Source organism: Oleiphilus sp. HI0066 (assembly GCF_001635725.1).
The window spans coordinates 1-15634 of sequence record NZ_LWFH01001444.1; the positions used below are offsets into that span (position 1 = coordinate 1).

The following is a 15634-nucleotide window of genomic DNA, read 5'->3' on the forward strand; positions in this document are numbered from 1 at the left end:
TGACATCATCTCAGTCAGCGCCCACACGAATTGCTTGGCTAATTTTTAAAGATCGTTGCTTGATGACCGTTTCCGTTCCCTCAAGCGAGGCGCGTATTCTACAGAGCCTCAGTTGATTGTCAACACCTTTTCTTAACTTTCTGAATTTAATTTTCTAAGCAACTAACTTATTGAAATCAAACTCAAAATTAGGTGTTAACTTCTCGCTTATTTCCAACCCTTTTGAAGGGTCTTCCCTCAAGCGAGGCGCGAATTATATAGATCTTAATTCGCCGGTCAACTACTTTTTTTGATCTTTCTGATTTTATTTTTGAGCTCGTTTTCAACACTTAAATAAGCAACAAAAACTTCTCAAAAATCACCAGAAACAAAGATCAAAAATTACGCTAGAAGACCTTCACTTCTCACCTCAATTTCGACTCCCTTAGGTGCCTCCCTCAAAGCGAGCGAGCATTTTAAATATCTCGCTTTGGATAGCAAGTGTTTTTCTTAAAAGTTTCGATCATCATTTAAAGTCACTATTTACCCACGAGCAAGCCAACCAAACCACTAGCATTTAGAAATATGATCAACCCTCATTCACGATTGTTTTAAGTTCTCTTCTATGTTTCCGCACCAGTTAGCAGCATATTTACACCTCAGTCTCTAAACTTCTGTTAATGCGCACAAAAATAACGCACACGATATCGATTTAATTAGCGAGTAGCCCCATATAAAGGAGCGCGTTCTTTTATCTTCTGTTCTTACTTTCGACAAAGCATTGAAGATCGCAAGTTTACTTCAGAACTTAGATATTGATGGCAATCCTGATAACGGAATCAACCTAGGTAATGCTGACCAAGAATTAGAAGATAGCCGACTCGACATCTGCGCATTCAAGGCCACAGACTTTGCTGCCTCGTCCAATATCGCTAGCATAAGAGAGCAACTCGGACTTACAGGGCCTGTTCGCTCATTGCAGCGAAATGTCGCCCATTTATACGATAGTCTCGGGATTGAAGTTCAAGCAGACAATATCGCTCAAAGTGCTCAAAAATCAGGGAGCACCCAAACGCAAAATACCTATTTTGAATACGATGATAGCGGCCGGCTAATCTCCGAACGAACAGAAAACCAGTCAGGCGGCGAAGATTTTGTTGTTTCTTACTCATATGATGAAGATGGTCGTATTGAAGAGAAGACCAATACACGCCAACAACTCCTCGAAACATTTACCTACTCTGACTCGGGGAAAATAACTTCACGAAACGCGTTCCGAGACAATGGCTCAGACTCAAGTGAATCCTACACCTATAAGAATGACGAACTGGTTTCATTTTCATACGACGACGGCAATGATGGAAGTATCGATAAACTGACGTTGTATGATCGCTCTGTTGCTAATCAAGTTACGACACGTATATACAACAACGGCGATTCTTCAAGTACTCCTAGCACAGTCATCGAAGAGACTTATTTCCCTGACGACTTGCTTGCCGTTTACTCTGATGACAAAAACAATGATGGGACACCCGATTTAATCGTGTCTTACAGCTATGACGCACAGGAAAATAAATCAGTATTCAGCGTTCCGATTAATGACCAAGGAAGCGAAACGAGCTACGACGAATTCGAATACTCTGGCGACTTATTCATCAAATACATCAAATATCTCAATGGCCAGATTGTTTACCAAGAACGTTATACGTATGACTAGAACAACAATCGCACGAGTGTCGATAAAGATATGAATGGTGATGGTTTGTTTGACCAATTCGCTCAATATCGCTATGACTCCTCGGGCAACAGAATATCCTCGGCTGAAGATTTCAACGGCAACGGCATCGCCGATAAATATTGGTCTAAATCCTTTGAAACGACCAGCCTCTCTAACCCATGGGATGCAATATTTGGGCAGTTTTAACGCATCACGAATAGCGCTTTACAAAATTAATGTAGAGCGAAGATGCTTAAACTTCCCTATCCTTTCTATTCTTTGTAGTATTGACGTGTTAGGGCGCGGCTTTCGTCGTATCTAAAGTCCCCTTATGAAACAATTAAGACTGAAGCGAATTTTTCGCACATTTCAAGGAACAATAAATGAGTTCAAATAAGAAATTCCTAAAATTAGGCGCTGCAGCATTGCTTGCAGGTGCAGCAAGTGTCGCAAGTGCTGAAACAATCAAAATTGCTTTAGCAGGACCAGTAACAGGACCCGTTGCTCAATACGGCGATATGCAAATGATCGGCTCAAAAATGGCGATCCAAAAGATCAATGAAGCTGGCGGCGTAAATGGCGCTCAACTAGAAGGAATTGTATACGACGACGCATGTGATCCAAAGCAAGCTGTTGCGGTTGCTAACAAAGTAGTTAATGACGGTATCAGCTTCGTAGTTGGTCACTTATGCTCAAGCTCTACTCAACCGGCTTCAGACGTTTATGAAGACGAAGGTATTTTGATGGTAACAGCGGCGTCTACAAGCCCTGACATCACTACACGTGGTTACCAAATGGTTTTCCGTACGATTGGCCTAGATAGCCACCAGGGACCAGTAGCAGGCAACTACATTGCTGACAAAATCAAGCCTAGCAACGTTGCGATCATTCACGACAAGCAACAATATGGCGAAGGCATTGCTACTTCAGTAAAAACAACGCTAGAAGAAAAAGGCGTTAATGTCGTTATGTTTGAAGGTATTACTTCTGGCGACAAAGACTTCTCTTCACTTATTGCAAAACTTCAAAAAGCAAATGTCGACTTCGTCTACTACGGCGGCTACCATCCAGAGCTTGGTCTAATTTTGCGTCAATCAGCTGAAAAAGGCTTTAAAGCACAATTTATGGGTCCAGAAGGTGTTGGTAACAATGATATCAATGCAATTGCAGGTCCTGCGTCTGAAGGTTTGCTAGTAACACTTCCACCAAGCTTCGACAAAAACCCAGCAAACGCAGACTTGGTTAAGTCTTTTGTTGACGTGGGTCAGGACGCAAGCGGTGCGTTCGTATTGACAGCTTACTCAGCGGTTCAAGTACTTGCAGATGCAATGGTCAAAACAGGCGGTACTGACACTGACGCAATGCAGAAAGCAATGCGTGAAATGACTTTCAGCACGCCAACAGGTGATATCCAGTTTGACGAGAAAGGCGATCTTAAGCAGTTCGACTTTGTTGTTTACAACTGGCACCAAGATGGCTCAAAAACTGAAGCCAAGTAAACACAAGTAGTTAGAGTAATTAGAACACCTGCTCTCTACTGAGAGTGGGTGTTTTTTTTGGTAACAAGGTAGGGATAGATGCTAGAAGCATTCTTATATTTCATACAACAAATACTCAATGGACTGACGATTGGTAGTACTTATGCGTTAATCGCGATCGGTTACACCATGGTTTACGGCATTATTGGCATGATCAACTTCGCGCATGGTGAAGTGTACATGATCGGCACCTATGTCAGCTTTGTCGTGATAGCAGGACTAACGATGTTAGGCATCGAATATGTTCCTATTATTATCCTCGCTGCACTCACAATAGCCATTATTGTATCGAGTTCTTTCGGCTGGGCGATTGAAAGAACAGCATATAGACCTCTGCGCGGAGCGAATCGATTAATTCCTTTAATCTCTGCAATTGGTATGTCTATCTTTCTACAAAACTTTGTAGTGAATGCGCAAGGCGCTCGCGATGTTGCGATTCCTCCTATGATTAGTGGCGGTTGGACTTTCGGTACTGAAAACTTCCAAGCATCTCTGTCTTACATGCAGCTGATTATTTTTATAGCGACATTTATCTGCATGTCGGCACTCACATTATTTATTTCTAAGTCACGAATGGGACGAGCATGTCGCGCTGTTGCTGAAGACATCAAGATGGCAAATCTGCTTGGCATTAATACTAACCGAGTGATCTCTGCAACATTTGTCATTGGCGCTTCTTTAGCGGCTGTCGCGGGCTTATTACTTGGCCTTTATTACGGCGTTGCCAATCCACATATTGGTTTTATTGCCGGACTGAAAGCATTTACCGCAGCGGTACTTGGTGGCATTGGGAGCATTCCTGGCGCTATGCTCGGCGGAATTATTCTAGGTTTAACGGAAAGCTTAACTGCAGCGTATATTAGCTCAGAATGGAAAGACGCCGTGTCATTTAGTCTTCTCGTTCTAATCCTCTTATTTAAGCCGACTGGCTTACTAGGCAAACAAGAGGTTGAGAAAGTCTAATGAAATCGAATTTCAGTCATGCAGTATTTACTGCAATCATCACCTTAATCGTGTCCTTCCCTTTACTGGGCCTCAACTTGGTTACAGGCGGCACTTCAATGTCTATTGAAGGTGCGGGGCCAACGACTTGGATGTATATCGGTGCTGCCGTTGCGATCGTATTTTTCTTCCAATTATTCAGAGACCAGTTCACTGGATTATTTAGCCACATTCCTAAACCAAGTTTTAATACCGGTTATCAATCACTAGAACCGGCGAAGAAAGCAAAATTAGAAAACTGGTTTACTTTCGCAATCATTTTGATCGCGCTAGTTTGGCCGTTTATGGTGAGCCGTGGCTCTATCGACCTCGCAACTCTGGTACTTATCTATGTGATGTTAGGCCTTGGCTTGAACATCGTTGTCGGCCTAGCGGGCTTGTTAGACTTAGGCTACGTAGCATTCTACGCAGTGGGTGCATACAGCTATGCCCTACTATCTCTGTATTACGACATCTCATTCTGGTTGGCATTGCCGATTGCTGGGATCATGGCCGCTTTGTTTGGCTTCTTACTGGGCTTTCCAGTACTACGCTTGCGCGGAGACTACTTGGCCATTGTAACTCTTGGGTTTGGCGAGATTATCCGTATCTTCCTTCTCAATGCTACATCCCTAACGGGTGGTCCGAATGGTATTGGAGGCATTGATAAACCGACACTCTTCGGTATGGAATTTGGACGCCGCGTAAAAGAAGACGGCAATACACTATTCCATGAAGTCATGGGAATCTCTTACGATTCAACGTACAAAGTTATCTTCCTTTATTTGTTAGCGCTTATCCTTGTCGTCATCACCGTCTTCGTGATCCGTCGACTTGTTCGAATGCCAGTTGGCCGAGCTTGGGAAGCATTGCGCGAAGATGAAATAGCCTGTCGTTCATTAGGTATGAATCGCACCGCGATCAAGCTTTCAGCATTTACAATCGGTGCTGCGTTTGCAGGATTTGCCGGTTGTTTCTTTGCCGCGCGCCAAGGCTTCATCTCTCCAGAGTCATTCACGTTTATTGAATCAGCCATTATCTTGGCGATTGTTGTTCTCGGTGGAATGGGCTCACAAATGGGCGTTATCCTCGCTGCAATTGCAATGACAGTACTGCCAGAGCTAGCTCGTGAATTCCAAGAATACCGAATGTTGATGTTCGGCTTAATGATGGTTCTTATGATGGTATGGCGACCACAAGGTTTGCTTCCTTCAAAACGTCCACACTTGGAGTTAGCAGATGACAAATAAGACACTACTAAACGTATCTGATCTCAGAATGCAGTTTGGCGGACTCGTTGCCGTCAACGGTGTAAACCTGCGTGTTGAAGAGGGTCAAATCGTATCAATCATTGGTCCTAATGGTGCTGGGAAAACAACCGTTTTTAACTGCTTAAGTGGCTTTTATACGCCTACTTCGGGGGTTGTTGAATTTATGGGAGAAGAAATCCAAAAGCTTCCTGATTTCAAAATCTCTCTAAAAGGCATGGTCCGCACCTTCCAACATGTTCGTTTATTTAACGAAATGACCGTGGTTGAGAATTTGTTAGTTGCCCAGCATCGACACTCAAATACCAACCTACTCTCAGGTTTATTCAATACGCCTGCTTATAAGAAGTCTGAAGAACGTGCGATGCACCGCGCGAGATACTGGCTCGACAAAGTGGGGCTGACCGATGTCGCTAACCGCGAGGCGGGCAACTTGTCTTACGGCCAACAGCGCAGACTAGAAATAGCACGCTGCATGGTAACCGAACCGAAGCTGCTTCTACTTGATGAACCTGCGGCTGGCCTAAACCCGAAAGAAACGAAAGACCTAGATAATCTAATTGTTTCGCTCAAAGAAGATTACCACGTATCGGTATTGCTAATTGAGCACGACATGAATCTCGTAATGGGTATTTCAGACAACATTTACGTTATCAATCAAGGAACTCCTCTTGCCTCTGGTACTCCAGAAGAGATCAAAGGAAATCCAGACGTAATCAAAGCATATTTGGGAGAGGTTTGATGTTAGTACTCGATAATGTCCATACCTACTACGGAAAGATTCAAGCACTTAAAGGCGTTTCGTTGAACGTCGATAAGGGTGAAATCGTCACACTAATTGGTGCTAACGGTGCAGGTAAATCTACCCTACTGATGACAGTGTGTGGAGACCCTCGCGCGAGCCAGGGGCGTATTGAATTTGAAGGCAAAGACATATCCAAGACAGATACTGCTGAAATAATGAGAAGCGGCCTTGCCGTTGTTCCAGAAGGTCGCCGTATCTTTTCTGGGCTGACGGTGGAAGAGAATCTACACATGGGTGGTTTTTTCGAGACAAATGAAAGTATCGAAGAGTCTCTCGAGTATGTGTTTGGGTTATTTCCTCGTCTGAAAGAACGCTTTCAACAACGTGGTGGAACCATGTCTGGCGGCGAGCAGCAGATGCTAGCTATCGGCCGAGCACTAATGAGCAAGCCAAAAATGCTCTTTTTGGACGAACCCTCGCTCGGACTGGCCCCTATCATCATTAACCAAATTTTTGAGATTATTGAACAGTTACGCGAGCAAGGCATGACTATCTTTTTAGTCGAGCAAAACGCGAACCAAGCACTTAAGCTTGCTGACCGTGGCTATGTTCTCGAAAACGGCAGTATTGTATTGCAAGACACTGGTGACAACCTGTTGGTCAATGATGAAGTGAAAAAAGCCTATTTAGGCGGATAAACACTCGAAGTAAAGCAGCTCACTGAGCTGCTTTTTTTTCGTCAGCTCGATACCGTTGCTCAACATAAGACGGATGCCTTACAAAGATCGACAGATCTTTATAGCGATATGCATCTTTAAACATATCAATGAACTCATCTAAGTTGAGTCTTAATGGATTAAGTGTCGTGGGCTGTCGAAACGCAACGCCGTACTTTAGTTTTCCTGCTTCAGTCTCATCCCTAAACGTACCAAACAATCTATCCCAGATAATAAACACTCCGCCAAAATTGGTATCCACCTGCTTTTCGTTACAGCCATGATGAACTCGATGATGTGACGGAGTATTAAGGACCCATTCTAAAGGCCCCAAACGTTTGACCGTTTCAGTATGCAAGAAAAACTGATAAGCGAGGTTTGCTTCGATCGCTAGAATCACCCAATCTTTTTCAAAGCCAATTAGCGCTAAAGGCAGCCACCAAAACACCCAACCAAAGTTAAGATCTAACAAGAAGTTTTGTCGCAAAGCTGTTGAAAAATTTAGATTTTTTGATGTGTGATGGGTCGCATGTACCGACCACATCCAGCGTACTTTGTGCATCAAAAAATGATATGCATAGAAAAAGAAATCGACAGCCAAAAACAAAAAAACAAGACTAAAAGCTGTCACATCTGGAGAATACTGAAACCCGTACTCACGTACATAGTCATAAAAAACTTGGATGAAAAGCGCGATAGCAATACCGTCAACGACTTTATACATAGCACCCGTCGTCATATTACTTAGTGTCTCCTTCCAGTGATATGACTGACGATTTTGTCGCGACAGAACCCACATTTCAATACCAATCACGCTCAAAAATATAGAGCCAAATATCGCAATAAACATCAACGCATGAATTACATCATCCATCTTCGTTCCTTCTTTTTATTTTATATTGTCTCTCACAGTACTAGTTTTCGTAGGCTTCTCGCAAGGTATCGGCGAGAACCTCTAAGCCTCTTTTCACTTTCTCTTTATCCTGAGAATATGTAACTCGAAGACATTCGCGGCTATGTCGCCATTCGTTTTTGTCTTTATCACTTAAACCCGGGAAGAAATGATGGCCAGAAACAACTAAAACACCACGTTGCTTTAAGCGCTCATACAGATTTTGACTATCGACGGGACAACCCTCCATCCAAACCCATAAAAACATGGCTCCTTCGACCTTGTGGAGCGACACAGGTAAATCACGACATAGCGTTTTGAAGTAATCTTCAGCCCAAACAGCTTTCTCAGCATAATAGGGTTTTACGTGATTCTGACTCAGCGACAATATTTCGCCCGATTTCACCAGCTCATGTGCCAGCATCGGGCCAAAGCTCCCAGTTGAAAGGTTCATCACCGCATTCATTCCGGACAAGTTCTCTATGATGTCTTCGCGCGCGACAACGATACCTGTACGAACAGCCGGCAAGCCCAATTTTGAGAGACTTAAACAAACAACCGTATTGTCATTCCAGTGAGGTGTTACCTCTTCAAAAATTAGATCTGGAAACGGCGTACCGTATGCTCCGTCGATAATAAAAGGCACGTCATTTTGTTTTGCAAGCTGATCCAACCTTGCCACTTCTTTATCGGTCAGGACGTTACCGGTTGGATTAGTTGGCCGCGACACACAGATCGCACCAACGCCTTTATCAATTTCTAAGGAATCGAAATCGACTTTATATTTGAATGTCTGTTGATCAATGCGTTCAATATTTGGTTTAAACGCCCGGAATAAATGATCGTTTAAGCCAGCGTCACTGTACCCGATATATTCTGGAGCAAGTGGCAGCAATATTTGCTTATTATCATCCTTGTTAAAACGCCCACCAAACATATTGAACAACATGAAAAATGCGGCCTGACTGCCGTTTGTCAACGCGATGTTTTTGCGACTAACTGGCCACTGATATTCACGACGCAATAAGTCTGCAATGGCACCAATAAAGTCAATTTCACCTTGTGGCGGATCGTAAATTCCGATCAATCGGCGAAAGGCATCAGGACTGTTCGCCAACTCGGCTAAACGATCACGAAACAGTTCTTCGACGACAGGTATATGAGCCGGATTACCACCTCCCATCATGATCATATCAGACCCAGAATTTAAAGCGTTCCCAAGGTCTTCCATTAATCCTGTAATACCCGATTCACCACCTAATTTGTTGCCAAAATTTGAAAATCTAGCCATTACTTATTACTCGCCGTATTCGTCAAAAACATTGTTATCCATGTACTCACTAAACGCTCATCCGTCGTTTTCTGAAGCGAAGCCATAGCCTGCTTGTATAAATCAGGCGGATATAAAGACTCTCTTAACGACATCAGTTGCTGACTATAATCAACCGTAAATTCTGGATGCCCTTGAAACCCTAACACCCTACCCGGAATGCAAAATGCAGCATTTGGGCAAAAATCACTCCCGTAAAGACGCACCGCAGTCGGCGGCAGACACACGACTTGATCTTGATGACTGTACAACAAGGTGATTGACTCAGGCATATTTTGAAAAAAATCTTGCTGCGTTTGACGGCTATGCGTCATCGCACCAATCCCCCAACCTTTGTCTGATTTTATAGCTTCGCCGCCAAGCACATCGGCAAGTAACTGATGACCGAAACACACTCCAACCATTGGAATATGCATATCATAGATCTCAGATACACAGCGGCGTAAAGGTTCTCGCCAAGCAACTAAGTCATACACACCTGTTTTGCTACCCGTCACTAAGTATGCCTGACACTCAGATACATCTTTCGGTAAGTCACCATCGCAAACTTTATAAATACGAATCTGGTTTATATTTTCATTCGGTGCTATTTGCCTGATCAGGTTTTCAAACATCGCGCCATAGCTGTCGAACTCTTCACGTAACTCTGGTGCGATTTCGTCGCAATCTAAGATTCCTAATACCACTTAAACTCTCTCTGCCTTACCAAAATTTACTGATAGAAACCCAAGCTAGGTCTCAATACTAAATTGATGTTACCTACTAACTTCCCTAGTCTAAACTTATCGCATCATTGAAAGAGGAATATAAAATCATGTCCACCACAATTCGCGAAGTCTTACTTCAATCTCGTCTACTCATCGCGGCTATTTTACTAGCACTTATATCCATCACAGCCCAAGCGAGCGACGATAATGTTATTAGCGTTTCTGCTACTGGCAAAGTGAATGTCACGCCAGACATCGCTAAGTTTGTCTTACTCGTTGAAAAAACAGCTCCCATCGCATCAAAAGCAAAACAGCTTACAAATGATTCCGTTAGTCAGCTTCTCAGTAACTTTAAACGATACAACATCGATAAAGACACTATCGATAGCGGCCAAATTAGCGTATCACCTACCTATAACTATGATGACGGCAAACAAAGTTTGACGGGTTATCGAGTGGTCCGCACGGTACTCTTTGAGCTCAATAACTTGAACCAGTTTGAATCCATTCTTAACGACATCACCGAGTCAGGCGTTACACATATACAATCAATTTCATTCGATACAAAAGATCGAAAGTCAGCACATACCTTCGCTTTAAAAGACGCTGCACAAAAAGCACGCGAAGCAGCGCTTACGATAGCGGAATCTTTCCGCGTAAAGCTTGGCAAGCTCGCACATGTTGAACACAACATGGATCAACAAAGAAATGTGCGCCCGATGCGTGCGATGGCATTCAGTGCCGACGCAGCGGAGTCGTCTAATAGCAGCTATGAAATCAAAGACATCGAAATTCGCGCACACATCATCGCTAGTTTTTTGATCAAATAACGGAGTCTTCTGACGTTTGCCCCGTATTCGCGGGGCTCGCAAGAATCAACTTGTAATAAAACAAGAATAAGCCCGATAAAATTAAGGCAGTGCCGCAAATCACATTCACCCCAATCGATTCATTATTAATTTGAGCTCCTAACATCAATGCAAGCGCAGGTGTAAGTAATGTCATCATTGCCACAGAAGACGCACCAGCCTCTTTCAACAAGTAAAAGTAAGCGCAAAAGCCAAGCAATGAACCAAAAATAGCCAAGTAAATGATCGCGTGAACCGAACGACTATTAATATCAAACATCGGTAAATCACCATCCAGAAGTAGCCAAGCGATAAAGAACAGAGGCAAAGACACCAATAAACTTGCAACTGTCGTGGATAAGGGATGGCCTTTAAATCCAATCTTTTGGACCTTCACTCCGCTATAGCTGTAGAGAACCACTCCGCTAAGCAATAAGGCAATCCCCAACAATCCGTTTTGTGATAACGAAATCGTATCAACAGAAACAAGAATTAGACCAAACAAGGCCATTATAAATGCGATGATTTTGTGCTTCTGAAAGTTGTCTTCACCAAGCATAAAAAAGGCAAAAATAGCCGATATCATTGGCGATAAGGCAAACAATACCGATATCAAACCGGACGGAATATACTGAGCAGCGCTATACACACAAAGCATTGCTCCTGCGATACCTAACTGAGCATATGAATAGGTCGCGATAGAATGTTTTGTCCATACAATGCGTACACGTAAAATCGCCAATAGAAGTAGCCCTACGATCACAGCTAATGCCATTCGCAGTCCAAGGGCCGCAACAGGACTGATCGTTTGACTACTCCAATTAATCGCAAGTGGCGTTGTAGACCACACGGCAATAATCGTCAGGTAAGCAAAGGGCGCTTGCACGAGATTTCCCTCCTCTCATTCTCGTTAAAAAAACAACCAACACTAAAGGTCGAAAGCGACAACGGAATTCAGAGAGCTAGGGAGAAGAAAGCCACCGCTGAATGCCGTGGCCAAATGATTTCAATTAATCAGCTAACCACACAACGCGAACAGGCGCGCGCCATCGCGACGAGCACGAGAATACGCACGAGTCGTGATTGAGGCCAACGGTGTTTTGCTTTGCTAATTAATTTCATGGCGATAAGAATGGTATGAACAGAAGAGCTTGTCAACGACTTATGCGTAAGTAGCGACAGAATTAACCTGCAGAGGCATCTTGACGCGCTGACTTCGCACCTGAACTAATTGGGCAACAATAGAAATAGCAATTTCACTGGGTGTACGACTTCCTATCTGCACACCAACTGGCGCATGTAATCGCTGACGTAAATCGGATGACAAACCAAGTGCCTGCAGACGATTCTGACGCAGTAAAGCATTGCGCTGGGATCCCATTGCACCGACAAAATGAGCCTGCCCTTGTAGTCCCGCATAGACCGCCAGATCATCTACTCTAGGGTCATGTGCGAGCGCAACAATCGCGCAATTCTCATCCATGTAAGATGCATAAACCAAGTCATCGGGAAGCACATTAGACACGACACTTATATCCTGCGCACTCGTCTGTCGCGCAACATGCTCGTGTCTCGGATCACAGATCTGAACCTCGTATCCAATACTTTCTGCCAGTGGTAACAATGCAAGTGATACATCACTCAATCCGATAAGCAATAAGCGATCTGGACGATCATATCTGAGCTTTACTTTATCGGCTAAACGATTAACGACTGAGTATGATTTTTCATTACCAGAGCGGGTCTCAAAGCCTACCAACGAAGAATCAAAATGCACCGAACGCCAGACCTCACGGCCTTCGTCTATCGCTCTTACCAGTTCTTTAACGTGAGTAATACCACGCGTTTCATGCTTGGATTCAGAGCATGAAAACTCTTCGATCATAAGCTCTATTTCAGCACCGCAAGGTAAAGACACACCACTTAAATCCCTACCAAATCGTGTAAGAATTGGGGCATCATGCGCGTTTGAGAAAGTCGTTCCTGCATAAAGATCTCTCAGAAGTTCCTCTTCTACACAGCCTCCGGAGACAGAGCCGTAGACTTTATTGGCTGACGGATCAAAAACCAAAATACTTCCAGCAGGTCGAGGTGAAGCTCCCCATGTTTCTAGCACGGTGACTAGAAATGCTGGGCGCCCCGCCTCTAAACACTCTTTTAATTTGAGCAAAACCTGATAACGCTGAGTATTCATTTATATCAGCTTATTTTAAATGGAAGTCGAGTATGGCGTGTGCCCGTCGCCTTATAAATCGCTGACCCCATCGCCGCCGCAATTGGAGGAAGTCCAGGTTCGCCCACACCCGTTGGCGATTCAGCGCTGTCGACTATGTGCACATCTATTTCTGGGCACTCATTCATGCGAAGCATTTGGTAATCATGGAAATTGCTTTGCGCAGCTCCACCGTCAACAAATTCAATCTCGCCATGTAAAGCTGCTGTAATGCCAAAAACGATGCAACTTTCCATTTGCATTTTAACGATATCAGGATTAACTACTTGCCCACAATCAACAGCACATACGACCTTATGAACGCGTATCTGTCCTGACTCAACACTAAGCTCAACAAGCTCTGCAACATACGACCCGAATGATTTATGCGCAGCAATGCCCACATATCGGCCTTGAGGTCTCTCGGCAACCCAACCACCTTTTTCAGCAGCTAACTTTAAAACTGATGCCAAGCGTGGCTGATTTTTAAGCAGGTCCAAGCGAAATGCTAATTCATCTTTACCGACTTTTTCTGCACAGGCATCGACAAAGGTTTCTGTCACGAATCCATTATGCGAATGTCCAACAGCACGCCAGTAACCAACAGGGACGCCGATATCTGCCTTGCTATAGCTTATTTCTTGAGCTTTAAACTCATATTCCAAGTCGTCAGCCCCCTCGTAAGCAGATCGATCAGCAGGCGTCATCGGAGTGCCTTGCGTTGCTAAGCCCATTTTACCAAGCATAGGGAACATAAACTTTGGAGATGATGGGAACATGGCTGGTGCAGCATCCCAGATATACCAATCCATGACGCCTGGACCGACAACATGATGCTTCCAAGCCTCGACCTCGCCCGAATCCGAAACAGATGCTTGTAAACGGTGGAATGTCGCGGGGCGATAAAAGTCATTTTTCATATCATCTTCACGTGACCAAACTAACTTCACAGGACGTTTCGCCGCCATCGAAATCTCGGCAGCTTCACCAATAAAGTCTTGATTCAAACGACGACCAAATCCACCACCAATAAATTGATTATGAATGTGTACTTCATCCAAATCTAAGTGTGTCACCTTAGCCACCGAGACCTGGGCAATATCTGGCCCTTGGGTCGAAGCCCAAATATCTGCGCGATCCTCTTGTACATGCGCCAAACAGTTCATCGGTTCCATCGTGGCATGCGCTAAAAAGGGCATTTCGAATTCGAGTTCAATTGCATCATTAGACGAGTTATCGATTGCTTCTTGGGCGTCTCCAACCTCACGTACAACGTCGCCATCATCTTTAGAAGCCGCGTCACGATACAGCTCAAATGCTGCTTTTGTTGAAATCAATTCTTGTGGTAAGTCCCAGTCAAGCGACACTTTCTCTGAAAGTTTTCGGGCCTTCCAGGAACTCGTCGCGACAACCGCCACCCCGGTGTCTATCTGATATGCTCCAATGAAATCCTTATCTGCGTTGAGCTCCGAAGCATCAAAGCTTTTCAATCGACCACCAATCGCTGGAGATCGAAGGACTACGGCAAACACCATATCATCAACAGATGCATCAATTCCGAAATTCGCAGTACCTTGTACTTTCGCAGCCGCGTCTAAACGAGAAGAATGCTTACCGATGAATCGGAAGTCCTGCTTCGCTTTAAGCGCTGGTTCACTTGGTACACTTTGCTTAGCTGCAATCGCAATAACTTCTGAAATATTTAAGGTTTGCCCGGCATCATTCGTCAGAACACCATCAAACAGAACAACGGAACTGGCATCAACACCAAAGGTATCGGCAGCAGCTTTTTCAAGCATCTCTCGAACCGCAGCTGCCGCGACCCGTATTGGCTTCCATGCAGAGGATAGGCTGTTACTACCACCCGTGATTTGTAGGCCATAATCTGGGTTGCGATATTGTTGCGCAGCACCAGCAAATTTTACTTCGATGGTATCTGGAGATTGATTTAACTCTTCTGCTATCAGAGTGGTTAGACCTGTATACGTGCCTTGGCCCATTTCTACGCGGTCAAGCGTAAACACGACCTTGCCTTCTGGGGAAATGTCTAACCAAGCATTCGGCGACCACTTCCCTGCCTCGTCCATCTTAGAGGCAGTATTGGCGCAACCTGTCATGCTAAATGCAACCGCCAAGCCGCCTGTAGTACTGGCAGCACCTACTAATAAATTTCTTCGCGTAATAGCAGGGCCTTTCATGATTTGCTTATCCATTGTTCACCCCACCCTTCTTTGCTTCGTATGCAAGCTCTGTCGCTGCAGTTTTAATCGCCGCTTTGATTCGAGGGTAAGTTCCGCAACGACATACATTACCAGCCATAGCCACATCGATATCATCGTCAGATGGATTTGAATTACCCGCTAATAACGCACTAGCAGACATAATTTGTCCCGGCTGACAGTAACCACACTGAGGGACATTGTGCTTAACCCATGCGCTCTGAACAGGATGCAAACTTTCGCCGTCGGACAGACCTTCAATCGTTGTAATCTGTTGCGCTTCAACAGCAGACACTGGTGTAATACACGAACGAACTGCTTGGCCATTCAAATGCACAGTACAGGCCCCGCACAAGCCCATACCACAACCAAACTTAGTGCCCGTCATTTCAAGCGTGTCACGAATAAACCATAATAAAGGCGTATCTGCGTCTACGTTAACTTCGCGCTCCTCACCATTCAGAAAAAATTTCATATGAATC

At 44.3% G+C, this 15634-nt stretch carries 15 protein-coding genes; 8 read left to right on the top strand and 7 right to left on the bottom strand.

Annotated elements, in window-relative coordinates:
- Positions 1-760 precede the first annotated feature (760 nt).
- The 7 genes from A3738_RS22075 to A3738_RS22100 all read left to right on the top strand — a co-directional run bounded on the left by A3738_RS22075 (position 761) and on the right by A3738_RS22100 (position 6926).
- Entirely contained in the window at positions 761-1696 is a 936-nt protein-coding gene (locus A3738_RS22075) for a hypothetical protein (RefSeq protein WP_068480827.1), read from the top strand.
- A 30-nt stretch (positions 1697-1726) separates the two neighbouring features.
- Positions 1727-1903 carry a hypothetical protein gene (locus A3738_RS30120; RefSeq protein WP_156502239.1) on the top strand — a complete coding sequence of 59 codons (177 nt, stop codon included), beginning with the start codon at positions 1727-1729 and terminating at the stop codon, positions 1901-1903.
- A 176-nt stretch (positions 1904-2079) separates the two neighbouring features.
- On the top strand, positions 2080-3195 hold the full coding sequence (locus A3738_RS22080; protein ID WP_068480830.1) for a branched-chain amino acid ABC transporter substrate-binding protein: 1116 nt from the start codon (positions 2080-2082) through the stop codon (positions 3193-3195).
- A gap of 78 nt (positions 3196-3273) precedes the next feature.
- Positions 3274-4197, top strand: coding sequence for a high-affinity branched-chain amino acid ABC transporter permease LivH (livH, locus tag A3738_RS22085; protein WP_068480833.1), 924 nt, complete (start codon positions 3274-3276; stop codon positions 4195-4197).
- Positions 4197-5465 (top strand): high-affinity branched-chain amino acid ABC transporter permease LivM, encoded by a 1269-nt coding sequence (locus A3738_RS22090; protein WP_068480836.1) that lies wholly within the window; start codon positions 4197-4199, stop codon positions 5463-5465. The genes livH and A3738_RS22090 overlap by 1 nt, the downstream gene beginning before the upstream one ends.
- Positions 5455-6225: a high-affinity branched-chain amino acid ABC transporter ATP-binding protein LivG gene (livG, locus tag A3738_RS22095; RefSeq protein WP_068480839.1), complete on the top strand. Its 771-nt coding sequence runs from the start codon at positions 5455-5457 to the stop codon at positions 6223-6225. The genes A3738_RS22090 and livG overlap by 11 nt, the downstream gene beginning before the upstream one ends.
- On the top strand, positions 6225-6926 hold the full coding sequence (locus tag A3738_RS22100; RefSeq protein ID WP_068480842.1) for an ABC transporter ATP-binding protein: 702 nt from the start codon (positions 6225-6227) through the stop codon (positions 6924-6926). The genes livG and A3738_RS22100 overlap by 1 nt, the downstream gene beginning before the upstream one ends.
- Before the next feature lie 19 nt (positions 6927-6945).
- On the opposite strand, the gene A3738_RS22105 is transcribed toward A3738_RS22100, so the two are convergent.
- The 3 genes from A3738_RS22105 to A3738_RS22115 are packed head-to-tail and all read right to left on the bottom strand — an operon-like array spanning position 6946 to position 9852.
- Complete coding sequence (locus A3738_RS22105; protein ID WP_068480845.1) at positions 6946-7818, bottom strand: sterol desaturase family protein; 873 nt, start codon at positions 7816-7818, stop codon at positions 6946-6948.
- Between the two features lie 40 nt (positions 7819-7858).
- Positions 7859-9127 (bottom strand): valine--pyruvate transaminase, encoded by a 1269-nt coding sequence (locus tag A3738_RS22110; protein WP_068500025.1) that lies wholly within the window; start codon positions 9125-9127, stop codon positions 7859-7861.
- Entirely contained in the window at positions 9127-9852 is a 726-nt protein-coding gene (locus tag A3738_RS22115) for a hypothetical protein (RefSeq protein WP_068500023.1), read from the bottom strand. The genes A3738_RS22110 and A3738_RS22115 overlap by 1 nt, the downstream gene beginning before the upstream one ends.
- A 128-nt stretch (positions 9853-9980) precedes the next feature.
- Here A3738_RS22115 and A3738_RS22120 point away from each other — a divergent pair, with 128 nt between their 5' ends.
- The gene (locus A3738_RS22120) at positions 9981-10703 is read left to right on the top strand and encodes an SIMPL domain-containing protein (protein ID WP_068480854.1); all 723 of its coding nucleotides are present in this window, start codon (positions 9981-9983) and stop codon (positions 10701-10703) included.
- Here the strand turns inward: A3738_RS22120 and A3738_RS22125 are convergent.
- The 4 genes from A3738_RS22125 to A3738_RS22145 form a co-directional block, all read right to left on the bottom strand.
- Entirely contained in the window at positions 10696-11607 is a 912-nt protein-coding gene (locus tag A3738_RS22125; protein WP_068754449.1) for a DMT family transporter, read from the bottom strand. The two genes, A3738_RS22120 and A3738_RS22125, sit on opposite strands and share 8 nt — an antisense overlap.
- 276 nt (positions 11608-11883) lie before the next feature.
- Positions 11884-12915, bottom strand: a complete 1032-nt coding sequence (locus tag A3738_RS22135) for an XdhC family protein (protein ID WP_068502471.1) — start codon at positions 12913-12915, stop codon at positions 11884-11886.
- Between the two features lie 5 nt (positions 12916-12920).
- Positions 12921-15146: a molybdopterin cofactor-binding domain-containing protein gene (locus A3738_RS22140; RefSeq protein ID WP_082878511.1), complete on the bottom strand. Its 2226-nt coding sequence runs from the start codon at positions 15144-15146 to the stop codon at positions 12921-12923.
- The gene (locus A3738_RS22145) at positions 15139-15627 is read right to left on the bottom strand and encodes a (2Fe-2S)-binding protein (protein WP_068502472.1); all 489 of its coding nucleotides are present in this window, start codon (positions 15625-15627) and stop codon (positions 15139-15141) included. Before A3738_RS22145 ends, A3738_RS22140 begins: the two co-directional genes overlap by 8 nt.
- Positions 15628-15634: the final 7 nt, after the last annotated feature.